Source organism: Oceanisphaera submarina (assembly GCF_046521305.1).
GTDB lineage: Bacteria > Pseudomonadota > Gammaproteobacteria > Enterobacterales > Aeromonadaceae > Oceanimonas > Oceanimonas submarina.
Map to the genome: position 1 here is coordinate 11878 of NZ_JBKGFN010000020.1, position 20372 is coordinate 32249.

The 20372-nt window shown below is 58.2% G+C and carries 14 protein-coding genes; 9 read left to right on the forward strand and 5 right to left on the reverse strand.

Going from position 1 to position 20372, the window contains the following annotated elements; genetic code table 11:
• Nucleotides 1-9: 9 nt before the first annotated feature.
• A complete protein-coding gene (gene gltB / locus ACLEIV_RS16160) occupies nt 10-4467 on the reverse strand; it encodes a glutamate synthase large subunit (protein ID WP_410457660.1) in 4458 nt (1485 codons plus the stop codon).
• Nucleotides 4468-5069: 602 nt separating this feature from the next.
• On the opposite strand from gltB, the gene arcB reads away from it, so the two are divergent.
• From arcB to ACLEIV_RS16175, 3 genes are all read left to right on the forward strand, one after another.
• Nucleotides 5070-7442: an aerobic respiration two-component sensor histidine kinase ArcB gene (arcB, locus tag ACLEIV_RS16165; RefSeq protein ID WP_410457661.1), complete on the forward strand. Its 2373-nt coding sequence runs from the start codon at nt 5070-5072 to the stop codon at nt 7440-7442.
• Nucleotides 7439-8806 (forward strand): dGTPase, encoded by a 1368-nt coding sequence (gene dgt / locus ACLEIV_RS16170; protein ID WP_410457662.1) that lies wholly within the window; start codon nt 7439-7441, stop codon nt 8804-8806. Before arcB ends, dgt begins: the two co-directional genes overlap by 4 nt.
• Before the next feature lie 121 nt (nt 8807-8927).
• On the forward strand, nt 8928-10130 hold the full coding sequence (locus ACLEIV_RS16175) for an inverse autotransporter beta domain-containing protein (RefSeq protein ID WP_410457663.1): 1203 nt from the start codon (nt 8928-8930) through the stop codon (nt 10128-10130).
• A gap of 271 nt (nt 10131-10401) precedes the next feature.
• On the opposite strand, the gene rfaH is transcribed toward ACLEIV_RS16175, so the two are convergent.
• The 4 genes from rfaH to metN all read right to left on the reverse strand — a co-directional run bounded on the left by rfaH (nt 10402) and on the right by metN (nt 13518).
• Nucleotides 10402-10899, reverse strand: a complete 498-nt coding sequence (gene rfaH / locus ACLEIV_RS16180) for a transcription/translation regulatory transformer protein RfaH (RefSeq protein ID WP_410457664.1) — start codon at nt 10897-10899, stop codon at nt 10402-10404.
• Between the two features lie 95 nt (nt 10900-10994).
• Entirely contained in the window at nt 10995-11822 is an 828-nt protein-coding gene (gene metQ / locus ACLEIV_RS16185; protein ID WP_410457665.1) for a methionine ABC transporter substrate-binding lipoprotein MetQ, read from the reverse strand.
• Nucleotides 11823-11840: 18 nt separating this feature from the next.
• The gene (locus tag ACLEIV_RS16190) at nt 11841-12494 is read right to left on the reverse strand and encodes a methionine ABC transporter permease (protein WP_410457666.1); all 654 of its coding nucleotides are present in this window, start codon (nt 12492-12494) and stop codon (nt 11841-11843) included.
• Nucleotides 12475-13518 (reverse strand): methionine ABC transporter ATP-binding protein MetN, encoded by a 1044-nt coding sequence (gene metN / locus ACLEIV_RS16195; protein ID WP_410457667.1) that lies wholly within the window; start codon nt 13516-13518, stop codon nt 12475-12477. The genes ACLEIV_RS16190 and metN overlap by 20 nt, the downstream gene beginning before the upstream one ends.
• Nucleotides 13519-13765: 247 nt before the next feature.
• Here metN and ACLEIV_RS16200 point away from each other — a divergent pair, with 247 nt between their 5' ends.
• Genes ACLEIV_RS16200 through gmhB form a run of 6 tightly spaced genes read left to right on the forward strand, consistent with a single transcriptional unit; the run spans nt 13766 to nt 20280 of the window.
• On the forward strand, nt 13766-14785 hold the full coding sequence (locus ACLEIV_RS16200) for an ABC transporter permease subunit (RefSeq protein ID WP_410457668.1): 1020 nt from the start codon (nt 13766-13768) through the stop codon (nt 14783-14785).
• On the forward strand, nt 14778-15839 hold the full coding sequence (locus ACLEIV_RS16205; protein ID WP_410457669.1) for an ABC transporter permease: 1062 nt from the start codon (nt 14778-14780) through the stop codon (nt 15837-15839). The genes ACLEIV_RS16200 and ACLEIV_RS16205 overlap by 8 nt, the downstream gene beginning before the upstream one ends.
• A gap of 12 nt (nt 15840-15851) precedes the next feature.
• Nucleotides 15852-17654 (forward strand): extracellular solute-binding protein, encoded by a 1803-nt coding sequence (locus ACLEIV_RS16210; protein WP_410457670.1) that lies wholly within the window; start codon nt 15852-15854, stop codon nt 17652-17654.
• Nucleotides 17654-18634: an ABC transporter ATP-binding protein gene (locus ACLEIV_RS16215; RefSeq protein WP_410457671.1), complete on the forward strand. Its 981-nt coding sequence runs from the start codon at nt 17654-17656 to the stop codon at nt 18632-18634. Before ACLEIV_RS16210 ends, ACLEIV_RS16215 begins: the two co-directional genes overlap by 1 nt.
• The gene (locus ACLEIV_RS16220) at nt 18631-19707 is read left to right on the forward strand and encodes an ABC transporter ATP-binding protein (RefSeq protein WP_410457672.1); all 1077 of its coding nucleotides are present in this window, start codon (nt 18631-18633) and stop codon (nt 19705-19707) included. The genes ACLEIV_RS16215 and ACLEIV_RS16220 overlap by 4 nt, the downstream gene beginning before the upstream one ends.
• Nucleotides 19708-19722: 15 nt before the next feature.
• The gene (gene gmhB, locus ACLEIV_RS16225; RefSeq protein ID WP_410457673.1) at nt 19723-20280 is read left to right on the forward strand and encodes a D-glycero-beta-D-manno-heptose 1,7-bisphosphate 7-phosphatase; all 558 of its coding nucleotides are present in this window, start codon (nt 19723-19725) and stop codon (nt 20278-20280) included.
• The last annotated feature ends 92 nt before the right edge of the window (nt 20281-20372 follow it).

The following is a 20372-nucleotide window of genomic DNA, read 5'->3' on the forward strand; positions in this document are numbered from 1 at the left end:
AATTTTCCTTTACTGCGCATGGACCCGCAGCTCTGCGGTGGAACGGCTCTGGTGGCCCAGCAGGGATTTCACATCACTGGATTTGGGTTTGACCAGTTTGAATTTGGGCAGGTACTGGTCGAAGTTGGCCAGAATTTCCTGCGCGCGATTACTGCCGGTTTCCTGCAAATGTTGCGTGATGATGCCGCGCAGATGCTCCTGATGGATCATCAGCTCGTCCAGCCCCAGCAATTCGACCAGCTCGTGGTTGGTCCTGAGTTCGAAGTCATCGTCTTCATCCAGCACGTAGGCAAAACCCCCGGTCATGCCGGCGGCAAAGTTGACCCCGGTGCGACCCAGTACGGTCACGATACCGCTGGTCATGTATTCACAGCCGTTGTCGCCCACGCCTTCGACCACGGCGATGGTGCCCGAGTTACGCACCGCGAACCGCTCACCGGCCCGGCCGGCGACGTACAGGTGACCACCGGTGGCGCCGTACAGACAGGTGTTGCCTACCAGGGTCGCCTCGTGTGAGGAAAACGCCACGCCGACATGGGACTTGATCACCAGCTTGCCACCGGTCATGCCCTTGCCCACATAATCGTTGGCGTCGCCGGTCAGGATCATTTCCAGACCACCGGCGTTCCAGACTCCGAAGCTCTGGCCGGCGGTGCCGTCCAGGTGGATGCGAACCGGATCCGCCGCCATGCCCTGGTTACCGTGACGTTGGGCGATTTCGCCGGACAGGCGAGCCCCCACGGAGCGGTCGGTATTGCGAATGTGGTAGTAGAAATCACCGCCGCCGCTGGTTTCCACCGCGCTCAGGGCATCTTCGGTGATCTTCAGGTTGAGCTGGCCCTTGTCGAAGTTGGGGTTGCCGGTCTGACAGAACACACCCAGGCCCGGCTTAGGCTCGGGCTTGGCAATGATGCCGGACAGGTCCAGCTTCTGCTGCTTGGCGGTCAGGCCCGGTAGCACCTCGAGCAAGTCGGTGCGGCCGATCAGGTCGGTCAGCTGGGTCACCCCCAGTTGCGCCATCAGTTCACGGGTTTCTTCGGCAATGAACCTGAAGTAGTTCTCCACCATCTCGGGCAGGCCGTGGAAGTGCTCCTTGCGCAGTTTTTCGTCCTGAGTCGCCACGCCGGTGGCGCAGTTGTTCAGGTGACAGATGCGCAGGTATTTACAGCCCAGGGCCACCATGGGGCCGGTACCGAAGCCGAAGCTCTCGGCACCCAAAATGGCCGCCTTGACGATGTCCAGGCCGGTCTTGAGGCCGCCGTCCACCTGTAGCCGTACCTTGTGACGCAGGCCGTTGGCCACCAGTGCCTGCTGGGTTTCGGCCAGACCCAGCTCCCAGGGAGAACCGGCATACTTGACCGAAGACAGCGGGCTGGCGCCGGTGCCGCCATCGTAACCGGAGACGGTAATCAGATCCGCATAGGCCTTGGCCACGCCGGTGGCGATGGTGCCGACACCGGGCTCGGACACCAGCTTGACCGATACCAGGCAGCTGGGGTTGATCTGCTTGATGTCGAAAATCAGCTGGGCCAGATCCTCGATGGAATAGATGTCGTGGTGCGGCGGCGGCGAGATAAGGGTCACGCCCGGTACCGCATAACGCAGCTTGGCGATTTCTGCGGTCACCTTGTGACCGGGCAGCTGGCCGCCTTCTCCGGGCTTGGCGCCCTGGGCCACCTTGATCTGAATGACCTCGGCGTTCATCAGGTAGTGCGGGGTCACCCCGAAGCGACCGGAAGCCACCTGCTTGATCTTGGAGTTCTTCAGGCTGTTGAAACGGCGGGCATCTTCACCGCCCTCGCCGGAGTTGCTTTTGCCGCCGAGGCGGTTCATGGCAACGGCCAGTGCCTCGTGTGCCTCGGGGCCCAGGGCGCCGATGGACATGGCGGCACTGTCGAAACGGGGGAACAGCTCAGTCGCCGGCTCAACCTTATCCAGCGTTATGCCCTGGCCGTTTGGCTTGAGGGTCAGCAAGTCACGCAGCATGGCGACCGGGCGTTCGTTGACCAGTTCGGCGTAAACCTTGTAGTCCTCGTAGTTGCCGGAACGCACCGCGGTTTGCAGGCTCTTGACCACATCCGGGTTGTAGCTGTGGTATTCACCGTCGTGTACATATTTGAGCAGGCCACCCTGATTGAGCGGCTTGCGGGCGATCCAGGCGACCCGACTAAGGTTGAACAAGTCCTGCTGGAAGTCTTCGAAAGAAGCGCCCTGCACACGACTGGATACGCCCTTGAAGCACAGGTCGATCACGTCCCGATGCAGACCTATGGCTTCGAACAGCTGAGAGCAGCGGTAGGAAGCGATGGTGCTGATACCCATCTTGGACATCACCTTGTACAGGCCCTTGTTGATGCTGTTGCGGAAGTTGAGCAGCGCCTCGCGCAGGGGCATCTTGAGCACGCCGTCTTCCACCATGCGACCCAGGGTTTCATAGGCAAGGTAGGGGTAGATGGCGGTCACACCGAAACCGAGCAGGACGGCAAACTGGTGCGGATCCCGGGTGCTGGCCGTTTCCACTATGATGTTGGAGTCGCAGCGCAGGTTGTTTTCGACCAGGGTGCGCTGTATGGCGCCGGCGGCCATGGCGGCCGGGATTGGTAACTTGTCCTTGCTGATATAACGGTCGGTCAGTACCAGCAGCACTGTGCCTGTCTCTACCGCCGTCCTGGCCTCTTCACACAGGCGCTCGATGGCGGCCTGGAGGCCTTCTTCCGGCGCGAAGTTCAGATCTAGCACAGTATTCTTGTGGTGGGTCTGCTCCAGGCTCATCAGCTGATGGAAGTCGGAGTACAGCAGAATAGGCGACTCGAACTGAACTCTATGGGCGTGACCGTGGGTCTCGTTGAACACGTTTTGCTCGCGGCCGATCAGGGTGGCCAGCGACATGACGTGATTTTCCCGCAGCGGATCTATGGGGGGGTTGGTCACCTGAGCAAACATCTGGCGGAAATAATCGTAGACGGAACGGGATTTGCTGGACAGCACCGCCATGGGGGCATCGTCACCCATGGAGCCGACCGCTTCCTGGCCGTTCTCGCCCATGACCCGGATCACCTGATCCAGCTCTTCCATGGAATAGCCGAACAGTTTCTGATAGGTACGCAGGGAGCTGGAGTCCAGTTCGCATTGGCCGGCCTGGTCTTCGGGCAGATCTTCGAAGCGGGTCAGGCGACGTTTGTGCTTGGTCATCCACTCCTTGTAGGGGTGGCGAGACTTGAGATCGTCGTCGATTTCGAAACTGGTCCAGATTTTACCCTTGGCGGTATCCACCACGAACAATTCACCCGGGCCGACTCGACCCTTTTCGACCACTTCGTCCGGGGTATAGTCCCAGATGCCGATCTCGGAGGCCAGGGTAATAAAGCCGTCCTTGGTGCGAACGAAACGCGCCGGACGCAGGCCGTTACGGTCCAGGGCACAGGCGGCGAAGCGACCGTCGGACATCACAATGCCGGCGGGGCCATCCCAGGGCTCCATGTGCATGGAGTTGAAGTCGTAGAAGGCGCGCAAATCCTCGTCCATCGACGGGTTTTTCTGCCAGGCTGGCGGGATCAGCATGCGCATGGCGCGGAACAGGTCCATGCCGCCGGCCAGGAACAGCTCCAGCATGTTGTCCAGGCTGGATGAGTCGGAGCCGTCGGTGTTGACGTAGGGAGCAGCCTCTTGCAGATCCGGCAGCAGCGGCGAGCCAAATTTGTAGGCGCGGGCCTGGGCCCAGCGGCGGTTGCCGCCTATGGTGTTGATCTCGCCGTTGTGGGCCAGAAAACGGAATGGCTGCGCCAGCGGCCAGCGGGGCTGAGTATTGGTGGAAAAACGCTGGTGGAACACGCAGATGGCCGACTGCAGGCGGATATCCGCCAGATCCAGGTAGAAACGGGGCAAATCGGCGGGCATGCACAGGCCCTTGTAGGTCATCACCAGGTTGGACAGGCTGACTACGTAAAAGTATTCGTCATTGATGCGTTTTTCGATACGACGACGAACAATATAAAGGCGACGCTCGATGTCATTCTCGACCCAGCCGGCGGGGGCATTGACGAAGACCTGCTCGATGCGAGGCAGGGACGCCTTGGCGATGTCGCCCAGCACTTGGGTATTCACCGGCACGTCGCGCCAGCCAAGCAGGCTCAGGGTTTCCTTTTCCAGCTCTTCGTTGACTATCTTGCGGCTCTGTTCGGCCAGTACCGGATCCGGATTGAGGAACATCATGCCGACGGCATATTTTCGGCCCAGGTTCCATCCTTTATCTTGTGCGACAGCGCGAAAGAAGCTATCGGGTTTTTGCATCAGCAGACCGCAACCGTCGCCGGTTTTGCCATCGGCGGCGATACCACCGCGGTGTTGCATGCGATCCAACGCCGAAATTGCGAGTCGGACAAGCTTGTGGCTGGCTTCGCCTTCTGTATGGGCGATCAGGCCGAAACCACAGTTATCCTTCTCCAGCTTTGGGTCATAAAGAGACATTGCATTCCTCCATTGCTCAAGCCATTAGGCCGAGCGACTACTCTTGTCAGCACGACATGCTCTGAAGCGTCCGTTGCCATTGGTGGCTAATTTACCAAAATATAGGGATTTTTTTGTGAGGTCAATTAAAGCAATAAAGAGAGAAGTCGCTGTTTATGTCGGGGTGGAGTAGAATATTCCAATGTAAAACCCAGATGTTTGGCTATAAATCTTAGTTTTTGGTTTGTTGTTGGTTCTTTATGCTGCCTGCTTTGTATTTGCAGCACAATGTAAAGTTGAATGTTTTTTGTAGTTTTTTTACTACATATCAAGGGTAAATTTTGACGTAGATCTCGTTTTTATCCGTCTTTAAAATAGCCGTAATGGCGACTTTCGTGAAATCCCTTTATTATTATGGGATTATAAATTCAATTTTAAAGCATAATATTTCAATCTTGAGGTTTTTCCGAACGAGACAAAACCCATTTGATGTAAAATTACGCACGAACAAAAAGTTCTGTATGTCTCTATTCTGGCGCCGACAAAGCGGCCCTATCATCGGCATGACAGCCCGCGACTAAGCCGGTATCCTGCTTTTATGCTGTTATTGACGGGAATAACCGATGAAACCCATAAAAACATGGGCTCAATACTATGTTGATCTGATGACCAAGCTGGGCATAGTGCGTTTCAGCATGTTGCTGGCCGCCTGCATCATACTGCTGGCCATCTTTATCCAGGTAGGAGTAACGCTGTTTCTCCGGGGAACGGTCGAATCCATAGATATGGTTCGCTCCGTTTTTTTCGGGCTGCTGGTCACGCCCTGGGCGGTGTATTTTCTGTCGGTGGTGGTGGACCAGCTGGAAGACTCCCGCCAGCGGCTCAGCCGACTGGTGCAGCGGCTGCAGCAGATGCGGGAGCGGGATCTGGAGCTCAACAACGAGTTGCAGGAGAAAATAGAGCTGCTCAACCGCCAGATAGAAGAAACTCACAAGGCGGAAACCGCACGCCAGCAAGCCATTGACGATCTGGAGGCGGAAGTCTACCAGCGTGAGAAGGCACAGCTGGAATCCCAGGAACGCTCTGCTCTGTTGCGCTCCTTCATCGATACCTCTCCGGATCTGGTGTATTACCGCAACGAGCTGGAAGAGTTTTCCGGCTGTAATCGAGCCATGGAGAACCTGCTCGGCCGCCAGGAAAAAGAACTGATCGGACTGACCCCTTTCGATGTGTACCCGGCAGACGTGGCCGAGAAGGTGGTGGAAACCGACAAGGAAGTGTTCGCCCGCAATGAAAGCCAGACGTACGAGCAATGGCTGCAATATCCGGATGGCCGTCGGGCCTGTTTCGAACTGCGCAAGGTGCCCTTCTTCGATCGCAACGGCAAGCGTCTGGGCCTGCTGGGCTTCGGACGGGACATCACCGAGCGCAAGCGTTATCAGGAGGAGTTGGAAAAAGCCAGCCGTGACAAAACCACCTTTATCTCCACCATCAGTCATGAGCTGCGTACACCGCTGAACGGCATCGTCGGCCTGAGTCGCATTCTGCTGGCGACCAAACTGGGCCAGGAGCAGCGACAGCATCTCAAGACCATTCATTTCAGCGCCGTGACCCTGGGCAATATTTTCAACGACATCATAGATCTGGACAAGGTTGATCGCAGTCGGCTGGAGCTGGCTCCGGAGCCCATGGACTTCCCCGGTTTCTTAGACGATCTGGAAAGTCTGGCCCGGCTGCAGGCCGAGCAGAAAGGACTCTATCTGCACTTTGATCGGGACGGTGACATCCCCGACTGGATACTTGCCGACGGTACCCGTTTGCGACAGGTGCTGTGGAACCTGGTGGGGAACGCGGTCAAATTCACCGATGACGGCGGCGTTACCATCCGCTGTATGGCCGATGAGCTGACCCGGGACGAAATTACACTGCGCTTCGATATCGAAGACACCGGTATCGGTATTCCGGCCGAGCTGCAACAGAAAATTTTTGCGCTCTATTTTCAGGTGGAAGGTAACAAGCATGCCACCGGCACCGGTATCGGGCTGGCGGTGTCTCAGCAACTGGTGGATGCCATGCACGGCACCATAGAGCTGGACAGTGAACCCGGCGAAGGCTCTTGTTTCAGCATTACCATCAAGGTGCCGAGAGCCCAGGCGCCGGTAGACGATCCTGCCGTGGCGCAGTTGCCGCCGCTGTCGGTATTGCTGGTCGAGGATGTGGAGCTTAACGTGACCGTCGCCTGTGCCCTGCTGGAAAAGCTGGGCCACAAGGTGACCGTGGCCCGGGATGGTGGCGAGGCGTTCGCCTGGCTGGCGCAGATGCCCTTTGATCTGGTGTTCCTCGATATCCAGTTGCCGGACATGACCGGCTTCGATATTGCCGCCCGTCTGCGTGAAGAAGCACGGGAACAATCGAAGAGCCTGCCGCCGCTGGTGGCCCTGACCGCCAACGTGATCAGCGACAAGGAGGAATACCTGGCCAGGGGAATGGACGATGCCATCAGCAAGCCTTTGTCTTCCAAGGCCATCAAGGGGGTCTTGGCACGATTCTTTGCCCGACGGCCTCAGAGCCAGGCAAGCGCACAGCCGGTGGTGTCTGTGCCGGCGGACCCCGCCATGACAAGCATTACCGAGCCTCATGCCGATGAGCAGCAAGTATTAGATACGGTGTTCCTGACCGACTATGTAGATACGGTAGGCGCCGCCATCCTGTTATCCAGCGTCGATATGCTCGACAAGATGGCCGGAGATTACCTGAGCAAGCTTAATGGCTTTATGGCGGAGAAGGACCAGGACGGCATCGTCGAGGAAGCCCACAAAATCAAGGGCGCCGCCGGCTCGGTCGGGTTGAAGCGGATGCAACTGCTGGCGCAGCAGATCCAGAGTCCGGATCTGCCCGACTGGTGGCAACAGCTGGATGCCCGGGTGAATGAGCTGAATGCCTTGTTACCTGCGGATCTGGTGATATTGCGCCGGTGGCTGGAGAGCCGGGTATGAGTGACTATCAGGCTCTTATCCTGAGCGAGCGTCAGCTGCCCGGGCCTGTATCCGATACGGAGCCGGAAACGGCGCTGGCGGCGATAGAGGCGGATCGCAGCCGCATCGTGCAGTGTTCTCCGGTACGGCGGCTGCAGCAAAAGACCCAGGTATTCCCGCTGGACGTCAAGGCTTCGGTGCGCAGTCGGCTGACCCACTCGCTGGAGGTGAAGGAGACCGGCCGTCAGCTGGCGCTGAAGGTGCTGGCCAAGATGGAGCTGGAGGTCGACAAGGAGGCCTTCGTCAGCCTGGTGGAGATGGCCTGCTTGCTGCACGATGTCGGTAATCCGCCGTTCGGGCATTTTGGCGAAGTAGTGATGATCGATTGGCTAGGTACCCGGCTGCCGGCGCTGTTCAAACAGGCGGTCGGTAAAGGCTCCCGGCAGTGGCCCATGTTGATGGCGGATCTGCAGCAATTCGAAGGCAACGCCCAGAGTTTGCGGTTGTTGCACAGCCTGCAGGGATTAAACCTGACACTGAGCCAGCTGGCGGCCCTGCAAAAATACGTACGCGGCGCCTACCAGCGCAAGACAGGAGGGCGCTGGCAACAGAAGCCGGGGCATTTTTTCAGCGAACGTTCTCTGGTGCAGCAGATCAGGACACGCTTTCCGACCACCACCCGGGGGCGGTATCCGCTGGCCTTTCTGATGGAGGCGGCCGACGACATGGCCTATGGGGTGGCGGATCTGGAAGACGCCGTCGACCGGGGCGTGCTGAGCCTGGCGGAGCTGGAACTGGCATTGCTGAACGAAGCAAATGATTACCTGAAAAACTGCTGGCAACAGGCGAAGGTGGGTGAACCCGGCTTTTTCAGCCGCTTTCGCCAGGCGATCAACGATGACTTGCTCATTCTGGTCAGTGAGCAGTACCTGTTTCATCATCAGGCCATTCTCGAGGGCAGTCATGACGGCGCCCTGCTGTCGGTTGATCAGGAGCCGGCCCAGGCCCTGCAGTGGCTGAAAGACTTCGCCCATCGACGGGTATTCAACCGTCGTGAGGTGGAGGCGCTGGAGCTGTCGGGTTTTGCCGCACTCAAAGGCATACTGGAAGCCTTTTCCCCCTTGCTGGCGCTACCGGAGCGTGAGTTCACCAGCCTCGAAAGTCGGCAGGATGCCAAGGGGCTGGTATTGCGTCGTCTCTACCATCGCCTGCCGCCGCGCCACCTGGCGGCGTATCGGCGCGACAGTCGCAGTGCCGCTTTCTTCGAGAACGAGCAGGAGCGGGAGTGGTACTTCCGGGTCCGGCTGTTGCTGGATTTTGTCAGTGGCATGACGGACACTTATGTGCTGGAAGAATATCGCCTCTTGTGTGGTTTTCAGGGCTGAGATCCGATAGCCCTTGGTTCTATGGTCACAGAGCGATAGCCAGGGCCGATATTGGTGCTATTTCCGCTTGTTGCAAAGAGATAGCCTCTTTTTTCTGACCGGTGTGGCCGGAGCCATCTGCATGCGTTATTTCCTATTATTGATGTCGCTCTGCTTCAGCATCTTGTCACAGGCCTCCGGCCCCCTGATGGTGATGCACCAGGTGTTGCCCGGTGAAAGCTGGCGTTCACTGGCGGCGCGTTTTCAGTTGACCGAGCGCCAGCTACGGCTGAACTTCAATAACGAGCGTTTCATGACGCCGTTGACGACGGGAGACTGGATTTGGGTGCCGGACCGGCCGCCCTTGCCCCAGCCCGGTCTGCCGGTGGCCACCCGCACCGCGACCAAAACTCCTCAACCCAGCATGGCGGTGACCATACAACCCCCGGTCGAGTTGCCTCGGCTCGGCCCCCCCGATCCTGCTCTGGCGCCAAAAACCGACCGTGTACTGCTTACCATTGCGACGGCAGCCAAGGCGGCGGCGACCGATCAGCTGGATCAATTCGTGGAGCAGCAAGGCGCCTCGCTGGCCGACAACACCTTGCTGTTTGGCTTTCGCCAGCTCAGCGAACTGAGCTGGCTCAATCCCGAGCAGTGGGACTGGGATTATCAGTTGCCCCTGTTCGATAAAGAGCCTCGGCTCAGCAGTCGCATGGCGTTGCCGCTCATGCCCAGCTGGCAGGGAGAGCTGGGGCTGGATTATAGAGATGAACGACTGACCTATCAGACCGGACTGCATTTTGAACAGCTGCTGACCGACACGATCAGTGGACATATCGAGCCGGTAATGGATTATCAGACTTCCTGGCAACACAGTCGTGGCGGCCTGCTGATGTTCTTGAACCACAGGGACTGGACGCTGGGGGCGGGACAATACCGGGCCCTGTCCGGCTGGCAGCAACAAGCGGGGCAAATGGAGCGACCGGCATCCGGGCGGCTGTGGTTTGGCGAAGGGCGGCTGGGATTCTTGCCGGGTTTGAGTGTGTCGGGGCGATACTATCAATGGCAGGGGCGGCAACTCAGCCTGTACGGCAGCGGGGATAAATACAAGGCGGCCCTGTCTCGACAGTGGTCCTTCAATTACTCGCCCTGGCGAATATTCCGTTTGCAGAGCTCACTGTTGAGCAACAACAAAGATAAATTCGAGCCACGGTTTCGGTTGGGGATAGACCTGCCGCTGGGAATGGCGCCGGGTCAGTGGTGGAAAAGCCTAATGGAGAAGCCACGCTATGACCGCTATCGGCCGCTCCAACACCACAAGGTGATGGTGCTGGAACACCGGTAATCAAGCCTGAGGAGTGATACCAATCCCTATTACACAAATGATCAATGTCATTTCTGTATCACGCCGGACAAAGAGTCTGCTCCACCGACCCGCTTCAAGCACCTCCTGGTGACGCTCGGCACATGACGTCCCTATCATGTGATGGTCGGTGGCGTAGCTCTCTTTGTCCTCCTTGACGTTACAGAGTCGCCTGTGAGCACTGTCTGCGCTCAACTCGGTGCTGCCTCTGGAACTCCTCCCCAAAATCTGAGCAGATTCTGGGGGGGGGGTATTACAGCCGGGTAAACTCGTCGTTGGCGAAGCTGGTCGGGGTTGCTTTTTGCAGCATTGTCAGCAGCAGTATGGCGCGGGTTTCGCCATCGGCTTCCTGATAAATCGCTTCCAGTCCGACGAAGGGGCCTTCCGTGATGCGAACCTTGTCACCGCTGTGGGGAATGTCGCTCAGTTGTTCTCTGAGCTCATCGCTGTCGCAGCGACACATGAGGTCATAGACCAGCTCGGCGGGTACCTCGCAGGGGCCGCCGCCAAAGCGCACCAGGTTGCGTACGCCACGGGTAGAACCGATGGTGGTGGAGCTGGTTTTGGTCAGATCGGCGCGCACGAAAATATAGCCGGGAAACAGCGCTTCGGTAAGAACAACGACTTTGCGCCGGCGCAGCTTCTTTACCTCGGCGTAAGGGTAAAAAGCCTCTATCTCCTGGTTGTTCAGGTTCAGTAGCGCCCTCTCTTCTTCCCGGGGCCGGCAATGCGCCAGATACCACTTCTGCATACAAGACCCTTAAGCTCGGTTTGATTCGTTATTATGGCAGCACAAAGAAAAAAGGCCACGGCAAGCCGTGACCTTGAACAATTTTCGAGCCGGGTTTACCAGCCTTTGACGACGCCACCCTTGAACAGCTCAAGTGCGGCCTGATAGACCTCTTCGCTCTGATAGGCCTTGACGAAGGTCTGCACTCGTTCGTCATCCTGGTTGCCTTTGCGGGCGACAATCAGGTTCACGTAAGGAGATTCCTTGTCTTCCACGAACAGGCTGTCCCGGCCGGGCAGCAGATCGATCTGCGAGGCGTAGGTGGTGTTGATCACCGAAAAGGCCACGTCATCCAGCGAGCGGGGCAGCTGAGGCGCTTCCAGCTCTATGATGTTCAGCGCTTTCGGGTTGGCGGTGATGTTCAGGGTAGTGGCTTCCAGACCCACTGCATCATCCACTTCGATCAGGCCCTGTTGCTCCAGCAGCAGCAGGGTACGGCCCAGGTTGGTCGGGTCGTTCGGTACCGCAACCTTGGCACCGTCTTCCAGCTCGTCCAGTGACTTGATCACCCTGGAGTAGGCGGCGATGGGGTAGACGAAGGTGTTGCCCACGGCGATCAGATCGTAGCCGCGATCGGCAATCTGCTTGTCGAGATAAGGCTGGTGCTGGAAGGCGTTGATATCCAGGCTACCATCGTTCAGGGCCACGTTGGGGGTCACGTAGTCGCTGAATGACACCAGCTCTACATCCAGATTGTATTGCTCCTTGGCTACCTTGACGGCGACTTCGGCCACCTGTTCTTCGGCACCGGCAATCACCCCCAGACGCAGGGGCTTGGCGGCGGCCTCTTCGGCGGTGTCCTTGACTTGTTCGCCACAGCCGGCCAGTGCCAGAGCTGAGGCCAGCACACTCAGGGTCGCAAAAGATTTAAAACCTGACTTCATCGGGTAACTCCTTTTTAATCAACGATGATCTACATGAGCGACCAGACGTTCACCGGCGCTTTGAATGATTTGTACCAGTACCACCAGCATCACCACGGTGATCAGCATGATCTGCGGATCGAAGCGCTGATAACCGTAACGAATACCCACATCTCCCAGGCCACCGCCACCGATAGCACCGGCCATGGCGGAATAGTTTACCAGTGTCACCAGGGTGATGATAATACCGTTGAGCATGCCGGGGAGAGCCTCGGGCAGTAACACTTTCGTGACTATCTGCAGGCGGCGGGCGCCCATTGCCTGAGCCGCTTCCACCAGGCCCGCCGGAATTTCCATCAGGGCGCCTTCCATCAGTCGTGCCACGAAGGGAATGGCGGCCACGGTCAGCGGCACCACGGCGGCGACGGTACCGATGCTGGTACCGACTATCAAGCGGGTAAAGGGAATGATGGCCACCAGCAGTATGATGAAGGGAATGGAGCGGCCGATATTGACCACTGTGCCCAGTATCTTGTTGAAGGCGGCGTGTTCCCAGATCTGGCCGGGCTTGCTGACGTGCAGCGCTATTCCCAGCGGTATACCCAGGACGCAGGCGATGATGCCCGAACCAAAGGTCATGAGCAGGGTTTCCCACAGGGCGGATAACAGCAGATTAATCATGGCGTCGGACATAACCGAGTAACTCCACCTGAATTTTATGGTCCTGAAGATAAGCCTGTGCGGCTTGAGTCTGTGTCGGTTGTCCGTCCAGTTCGGCCAGCATGAAGCCGAATTTGACGCCCCCCGCATATTCGATATCGGCGCTGAGAATGGTCACGTCGACGCCGAGATCACGGCTTAAAATGGATATAAGCGGGGTGTCCACGGTTTCGCCGGTAAAGCCGAGTCGCACCAGTGGCAGGGCGCCGGTGAGCGGTTCGGCCGACAGTCGTTGCTGGTATTCCTCCGGAATGTCCAGGTTGATGGTGGAAGAAATAAAGCGCCGGGCCAGCTCGGTTCTGGCGTTGGCAAAAAACCAGGCGACATCGCCCTGTTCGACAAGCTCGCCATTATTGATAATGGCGACCCGGTCGCAGATACTCTTGACCACATGCATCTCGTGGGTGATCAGCAGTATGGTCAGGCCCAGGGTGCGGTTGATGTCTTTCAGCAGGCCGAGAATGGACTGGGTAGTCTGCGGATCCAGCGCCGAGGTGGCTTCGTCACACAGCAGTACCTTGGGCTTTGGCGCCAGGGCGCGCGCTATGGCGACCCTTTGCTTCTGGCCGCCGGACAACTCTTTCGGATAGGCACTGGCTCTGTGTGACAACCCGACCAGATCCAACAGTTCATTCACGCGCTGTTTGATGGCGGCCTTGTCCATGCCCGCCAGCTCCAGCGGCAGGGCCACGTTGGCGAACACGGTGCGGGAGGCCAGCAGGTTGAAATGCTGAAAAATCATGCCGATGTTACGACGGGCGCTGGGCAGCTCGCCGTTGCTGAGTTGGGTCAGATCCTGGCCGTCGACGATGACGCTACCCTCGGTGGGGCGTTCCAGCATATTGACGCAGCGGATCAGGGTACTTTTGCCGGCACCGGATTCACCGATGACGCCCATGATCTGGCCGGTGGCCACTTCCAGGTCGATGTTTCTGACGGCGTGGACGGCGGCGTCACCTTCACCGTAGCGTTTACTGATATTGGTTAGCTTGATCATCGGAGGATGAGCCTTTCCGGTATGGTTATTCACTGCTTTAACAGATGAGTGTAGCGACAAGTCATGCAAGCATGACTAATAGCAGTGGATGCTAGGCCGTCTGGACGTCCAAGTCAACGTAAATTTCCCCAGGGAGCAGGCGGGCAGGCGGGATCGGTATCTTTCTTGCTAAGTCGCCGGTTCATGGGATAGGGTGATACTTAGACTCGGCCGAGCCGTGTTCAGGGAACGAACTTAAGGGAAAACCATGGGCCAGTATTTTCTGCGTCGGTTATTGTTGCTGCTACCCACCTTCCTGGGCATCACCCTGGTGGTGTTTGCCATCACCCGTTTCGTGCCGGGTGGACCGGTAGAGCGCATGCTGATGGAAAGCCAGCTGCAAAGCAGCGAATTCAGCCAGAGTTCCCGCGGCAGCCAGATGCTGTCGTCCGAGCAGATTGAAGAACTGAAGGCTTTCTATGGCCTCGACAAACCGGTGTTCCAGGCCTACTGGGAGTGGCTGGGCAAGCTGGTACGGCTGGACTTGGGCGAATCGACCCGTTACTACCTGCCGGTATGGGAGCTGATTCAAGAGCGGCTCCCCATCTCTGCTTTCTTCGGCATCTGCACCTTCCTGCTCAGCTATCTGGTGTCTATTCCGCTCGGTATCCTCAAGGCACTAAAACACAACAGCCGCTTCGACAGCATCAGCTCCATGCTGATCTATGCCGGTTATGCGCTGCCGGCCTATGTGGTGGGTATCTTCCTGCTCACCGTGTTCTCCTTTCAGCTTGGCTGGTTTCCGATGGGCGGCTTCGTCGGCGACGACTTCTATTATCTGGAAGGCTTCTGGCCCAGGGTTTTCAACCTGTTTCACCATGCCCTGTTGCCGCTGATCGCCTATGCCATCGGCGACTTTGCAGTCTTGACCATGACCATGAAAAACAGCCTGATGGAAAACCTGTCGGCGGATTATGTGCGTACCGCCGTGGCCAAGGGGCTGCCCTTTCACAAGGCGGTAACCGGCCACGCCCTGCGCAACAGCATGATCCCCATCGCCAGCCATTTCGGCAACGTGATCTCGGTGTTTTTTGCCGGCTCCTTTTTGATTGAAGTAATTTTCAATATCGACGGTCTGGGGTTGCTCGGTTACGAGGCCATCGTCGAGCGGGATTACCCGGTGGTGATGGGTATACTGGCCGTGACCTCGCTGCTGATGCTGGTGGGCAATATACTGTCGGATATCTGCGTGGCGATGGTGGATCCCAGGGTGCGCTTCGATGGCTAGACTGTTCTCCGATCTTACTCACAAGAAGCTGCGCCGTTTTCGCAGCATACACCGCGGCTACTATGCCTTCTGTCTGTTCATGCTGATGGTGCTGCTGGCGCTGGCAGCCGAGCTGTGGGCCAGCAACCGGGCCTTGCTGGTCAAATACGAAGGCCGGCTCTATTTCCCCACCTACGGCGCCGTGATCACCGGCGATACTTTCGGGCTCGGTTACCAGTACGAAACCAACTACCGGGAGCTGAAAGCCCTGTTTGCCGAACAAGCCGAGGCCGCTCAGTCTGGCAACTGGGTGCTGTTGCCTCTTGTGCCCTGGAGCCCTTATGAGCAGGACTACAGCAGCGGAAGTTATCCGCCCAACGCGCCCAGTCTGGAGCACCGACACTATCTCGGTACCGATAACTCGGGGCGGGATATTCTGGCTCGGCTGGTATACGGCTTTCGTACCGCCGTGGGCTTCGCCTTTATCGCTCTGACCGCCAGCTATGCCATCGGCGTCTTGCTGGGCTGCGTGATGGGCTTCGTCGGCGGCAAGTTCGACTTGTTGTTTCAGCGCTTTATCGAGATCTGGTCCCAGGTGCCCTTTCTCTACGTCATCATGATACTGGTGTCTCTGACACAGCCGAATTTCATGCTGTTTGTGGGCATCAACGTGCTGTTCGGCTGGATGGGCATCACCTGGTATATGCGTACCCTGACCTACCGGGAGAAGGTGCGGGACTATGTGCTGGCGGCCCGGGCACAGGGCGCCGGCTTGGGGCGTATCATAGTGCACCATATTCTGCCCAATACTCTGGTGATGATAGTGACGCTGGCGCCCTTTACCGTGGTGGCCAATATCTCGTTACTGACGGCACTGGACTATCTCGGCTTCGGTCTGCCACCGCCAACGCCCAGCTGGGGCGAACTGCTGCGCCAGGGCGTCAATCATCTGGACTCGCCCTGGATAGTGGTCTCGGTGGTGACGGCGGTGTCGCTGGTGCTGATCACCGTCTCCTTTATTGGCGAGGCGATTCGGGAAGCCTTCGACCCCAAACATTTCTCTCGTTATGAATAGGCAGGGAATGCGATGAAAACATGGATAACGATACTGAGTACCTGGATGCTGATCTTTGGCGTGAGCGCCGCCGAGTTACCGGACAAGCTGGAATGGCTGACCAATAATGAGGATCCGATATTCGCCTCGGCCGAGGCCAGGCGGGGCGGGGTCTTCAACAGCAGTCTGCAGAGCTTTCCGCTGACCTTCCGTACCGTGGGGCCCGACTCCAACACGGCGTTTCGCTCCTTTATTTTGGAAAATCAGCTCGGCCTCTATGCCCTGCACCCACAAACCGAGCGACCGATACCGGCATTGGCGACCCACTGGGCTTTCGGTGACGACAACAGAACCATGTATTTCAAGCTCAATCCGGCCGCGCGCTGGTCCGATGGCGAGCCGGTGACTGCCGACGACTTTTTGTTTGCTCTGGAGATGATGCGTTCCGAGGTGATCCGCGCCCCTTGGTATAACAACTACTACACCGAGGAAATCGTCGACATCACCCGGTACGACAACCACACCCTGTCGGTCACCGCCGGCAGCCCCAAGAGCCGGCGCGAGCTGCTCAATACCGTGGGTCTCACCCCCCAGCCCCGGCATTTTTATCAACTCACCGACGACTGGGTGCGCCGCTATAACTGGGCCAAGGCGCCGGTCACCGGTGCCTATGTGATCGACGACGTCAAACGGGGCCGTTCCATCACCTTCAAACGGCTGGATGACTGGTGGGGCAACGAGCTTACTTATTACAAGCATCGATTCAACGTGGACCGGATCCGCCTGAATGTGGTGCGGGACATGAACATCGCCTACCGGCATTTTCTGCGCGGCGATATCGACACCTTCGGCCTGATCCTGCCGGAGTGGTGGCACGACAAGACGGATACCCCCGAATATCGCAAGGGGCTGATCAATCGCATCTGGTTCTACAACGATATTCCGCACGGCGCCCAGGGCTTTCATCTCAATACCGCCCATCCCAGGCTCGCTGATGTGCGGGTGCGTCGGGGCATAGCCCATGCCATCAACATGCAGCGTATGCTGGACACCATATTGCGTGGCGACTACGAGCGGATGAACACCTTCGGCACCGGCTATGGCGACTTTATCGATACCGATATCCGGGCCCGGGAGTACGATATTGAACGGGCACGGGCGCTGTTTGCCGAGGCGGGTTATGACCGTCAGGGACCGGGCGGCATACTGCGTAACGTGGCCGGTGATATGCTCAGCCTGGCAGTCACCTATACCACGCCCGAGCATACCGCCCGACTGGCTATTCTGCGGGAAGAGGCGCGCAAGGCGGGACTGGATCTGCAACTGAACCTGGTCGACGGCGCCAGTGGCTTCAAGGTGATGCTGGAGAAAAAACACGAGGCGGCCTGGCTGGGCTGGGGCGGCAGCGGCCTCTACCCTCAGTACTGGGAGTTCTTCCACTCGGTGAACGCGGGGCAGCCTCAGACCAATAACCTGTTCAACATCAGCGACGCGGAACTGGATACCCTGATAGAGCAATACAGGGTGACCATGGATCTGGATGCAAAGGCCGGTATTTCCCGCCAGATACAGCAACGAGTGCACGAGCTGGCAATCTTTATTCCCGGCTATCAGGTGCCTTATACCCGCGAGGCCTATTGGCGTTATGTGCGTCTGCCCGAGAACAAGGGGACGCGCCATTCGCCTTCGTTGTTTTGGCCGATGGAAGGAGCGCCTCACAGCACGGGTGGCCTGTTCTGGATCGATGATGTGCTGAAGGCGGAAGTTGAAGCGGGCAAGCGCAGCTTCGAACCCGTGTTGGAGATAGATGAAACCTGGCGGCAGAAGGAGCACTGATGGAGCCGCTGCTCGAAGTCGAAAACCTGGCCGTCAGTTTTACCACCGAGGCCGGCCGTTTTCGGGTGGTGGACGATGTCAGTTTTTCGCTGACGTCGGGCCAGACCCTGGGGCTGGTCGGTGAGTCCGGCTGCGGCAAGAGTGTAACGGCGCTGAGCCTGCTGGGGCTGCTGCCCAGGCCGGCAGGCGAGGTAGTGGGCGGCCGGGCGCTGTTCCAGGGCAAGGATCTGCTGACCCTGACGGCCGAGCAGCGCTATCGGGTCCGTGGCAACAAGATAGCCATGATCTTTCAGGAGCCGATGACGGCCTTGAATCCGGTGCATACGGTCGGGCGCCAGTTGATGGAGGTATATCGGCTACACAGGCCCGAGCTTGGCAGGCGTGATCAAAAACAGGCGGCGGCGGAGATGTTGCGCCAAGTGGGCATACCGGAAGCCGAAGCGAGGCTGAAAGCCTATCCGCATCAGCTGTCTGGTGGCATGCGGCAGAGAGTGATGATCGCCATGGCCTTGGCCTGTGAACCGGATCTACTGATCTGTGACGAGCCGACCACGGCGCTGGATGTGACCATTCAGGCGCAGATACTTCACCTGATCCGGGAACTGCAGCAGAGAACCGGCATGGCGGTGCTCTTTATCACCCACGATCTGGGCGTGGTAGCCCAGATCTGCGATCAGGTGCTGGTGATGTATGCGGGCCGCAGTGCCGAGCAGGCCGATGTATTTACCCTGTTCGAGCGGCCGGTACATCCTTATACCCAGGGACTGCTGTCGGCCATCCCTCGTCTCGACCAACCCGGCAAAACGGAACTGGCGACCATCAGGGGGCAGGTTCCGTCTCTTGAAGAACAGGAGGCCGGCTGCCGTTTCGCCAATCGCTGCCCCTATATGACCGAACGCTGCCGGCGACAACCTGCCATGGAGCGGGTAGAGGAAGCGCATCATGTCTGGTGTCATCACTGGCGGGAGTTACGCCGATGAGTGAACTACCGAAAGCAGCCATGAGTCCGCGGGTGAAAGCGGCTTCGAACCCGCTATTGAAGGTAGAGCAACTGCGGCAGCACTTTACCCTGGGCGGCGGCCTCTTGCGTCGCGGCAAGACCCTGTATGCGGTGGATGGGGTCAGTCTGGAGCTGGAAGCGGGCAGAACCCTGGGTCTGGTGGGGGAGTCCGGCTGCGGCAAGTCGACCCTAGCCCGCAGCCTGCTCAAGCTGCACGAACCCAGCGGCGGACGCATCTTGTTCGAAGGGCAGGATATCACTCATTATTCCCGCTCCCGGATGCGTCCCCTGCGCCAACAAATGCAGCTGGTATTTCAGGATCCTCAGGAGTCGCTCAATGGCCGCCATACCATAGGCACCATATTGCAGGAGCCTTTCATTATTCACGGGCTGGGCACGGCCGTAGAACGAAAACAATGGGCAGCCGAGCTATTGGACAGGGTCGGTTTGTCGGCCTCGGCGCTGGAACGTTACCCTCATGAGTTTTCCGGCGGTCAGCGGCAACGCATCGGCATCGCCCGGGCCATGGCGCTCAAGCCACGGCTGCTGGTCTGCGATGAGGCAGTGTCGGCACTGGATGTCTCGGTGCAATCCCAGATCCTGAATTTGCTGCTGTCGTTGCAGCAGGAGTATCAGCTGGCCATGCTGTTTATTGCCCATGATCTGTCGGTGGTAAAACATATATCCGATCATATCGCGGTGATGTATCTGGGGCGTATCGTCGAGCTGGCGCCGGCAGAAGAATTATATCACCGGCCTCTGCATCCCTACACTCGGGCTCTGCTTGCCGCCATCCCCGAACCGGACCCCCGCCGGCGCAAGGTGCCGATGGTCTTGCATGGAGAGCCGCCCTCACCGGCCAATCCGCCCTCCGGTTGTCACTTTCGCACTCGTTGTCCTTATGTGGGAGAACGCTGTATTACCGAAGTCCCGGCGCTTATCGGTGAGGAGCACAGTGTCGCCTGTCATTTTCAGCAGGAGATCGAGCGTGGACAACGGCTGCCTCAACCGGGCCAAGGCTGTGATATTATCGCGACAGTAACTGCGTCTTAAACATAGGAACTTCTAGTGACTACAGCGGCAATATTTCTGGATCGAGACGGTGTCATCAATCAGGACACCGGCTATGTGTCTCATTCTGACGACTTTATCTTTATCGATGGCGTGATCGACGCCATGAAGCAACTGAAGCAGAAAGGCTATCAACTGGTGGTGGTGACTAACCAGTCGGGTATCGCCCGTGGCCTGTTCAGCGAAGAGGACTTTATCCGCCTGACCGAATGGATGGACTGGTCTCTGGCCGACCGGGGTGTGGATCTGGATGGCATCTATTTCTGCCCTCATCATCCTACCGAAGGCTCCGGTCCCGAAACCCAGGTATGCGATTGTCGCAAGCCAGCACCGGGCATGTTGCTGCAGGCTGCACAGGAACTGAACATCAATCTGGCCGCCTCCTATATGGTCGGTGACAAGGTATCGGACATGAAGGCCGCCGGGGTGGCAGGCGTTGGACACAAGATCTTGGTGCGTACCGGCAAGGATATTACCGCCGAAGGGGAAGCGCTGGCGGAAGCCGTCTATCCCTCACTGGTTGAATTTGCACAGAATGCCGTCGATCTGACGTGATATCCAGCACACTGGATAAAAAAAAGTCTGTCGGTTGGTTTTTATCAAAAAAGCCCTTGCGCAAAATCGGCCGCTCCCTATAATGCGCATCC

What these genes read in the sequence shown, in the direction of transcription:
- ACLEIV_RS16210 (WP_410457670.1), top strand. Translation starts at nt 15,852, where the DNA reads ATGAAAACATGGATAACGATACTGAGTACCTGGATGCTGATCTTTGGC.
- dgt (WP_410457662.1), top strand. Translation starts at nt 7,439, where the DNA reads ATGAGTGACTATCAGGCTCTTATCCTGAGCGAGCGTCAGCTGCCCGGG.
- gltB (WP_410457660.1), bottom strand. Translation starts at nt 4,467, where the DNA reads ATGTCTCTTTATGACCCAAAGCTGGAGAAGGATAACTGTGGTTTCGGC.
- ACLEIV_RS16190 (WP_410457666.1), bottom strand. Translation starts at nt 12,494, where the DNA reads ATGTCCGACGCCATGATTAATCTGCTGTTATCCGCCCTGTGGGAAACC.
- arcB (WP_410457661.1), top strand. Translation starts at nt 5,070, where the DNA reads ATGAAACCCATAAAAACATGGGCTCAATACTATGTTGATCTGATGACC.
- ACLEIV_RS16205 (WP_410457669.1), top strand. Translation starts at nt 14,778, where the DNA reads ATGGCTAGACTGTTCTCCGATCTTACTCACAAGAAGCTGCGCCGTTTT.
- ACLEIV_RS16200 (WP_410457668.1), top strand. Translation starts at nt 13,766, where the DNA reads ATGGGCCAGTATTTTCTGCGTCGGTTATTGTTGCTGCTACCCACCTTC.
- ACLEIV_RS16215 (WP_410457671.1), top strand. Translation starts at nt 17,654, where the DNA reads ATGGAGCCGCTGCTCGAAGTCGAAAACCTGGCCGTCAGTTTTACCACC.
- metN (WP_410457667.1), bottom strand. Translation starts at nt 13,518, where the DNA reads ATGATCAAGCTAACCAATATCAGTAAACGCTACGGTGAAGGTGACGCC.
- ACLEIV_RS16175 (WP_410457663.1), top strand. Translation starts at nt 8,928, where the DNA reads ATGCGTTATTTCCTATTATTGATGTCGCTCTGCTTCAGCATCTTGTCA.
- ACLEIV_RS16220 (WP_410457672.1), top strand. Translation starts at nt 18,631, where the DNA reads ATGAGTGAACTACCGAAAGCAGCCATGAGTCCGCGGGTGAAAGCGGCT.
- metQ (WP_410457665.1), bottom strand. Translation starts at nt 11,822, where the DNA reads ATGAAGTCAGGTTTTAAATCTTTTGCGACCCTGAGTGTGCTGGCCTCA.
- rfaH (WP_410457664.1), bottom strand. Translation starts at nt 10,899, where the DNA reads ATGCAGAAGTGGTATCTGGCGCATTGCCGGCCCCGGGAAGAAGAGAGG.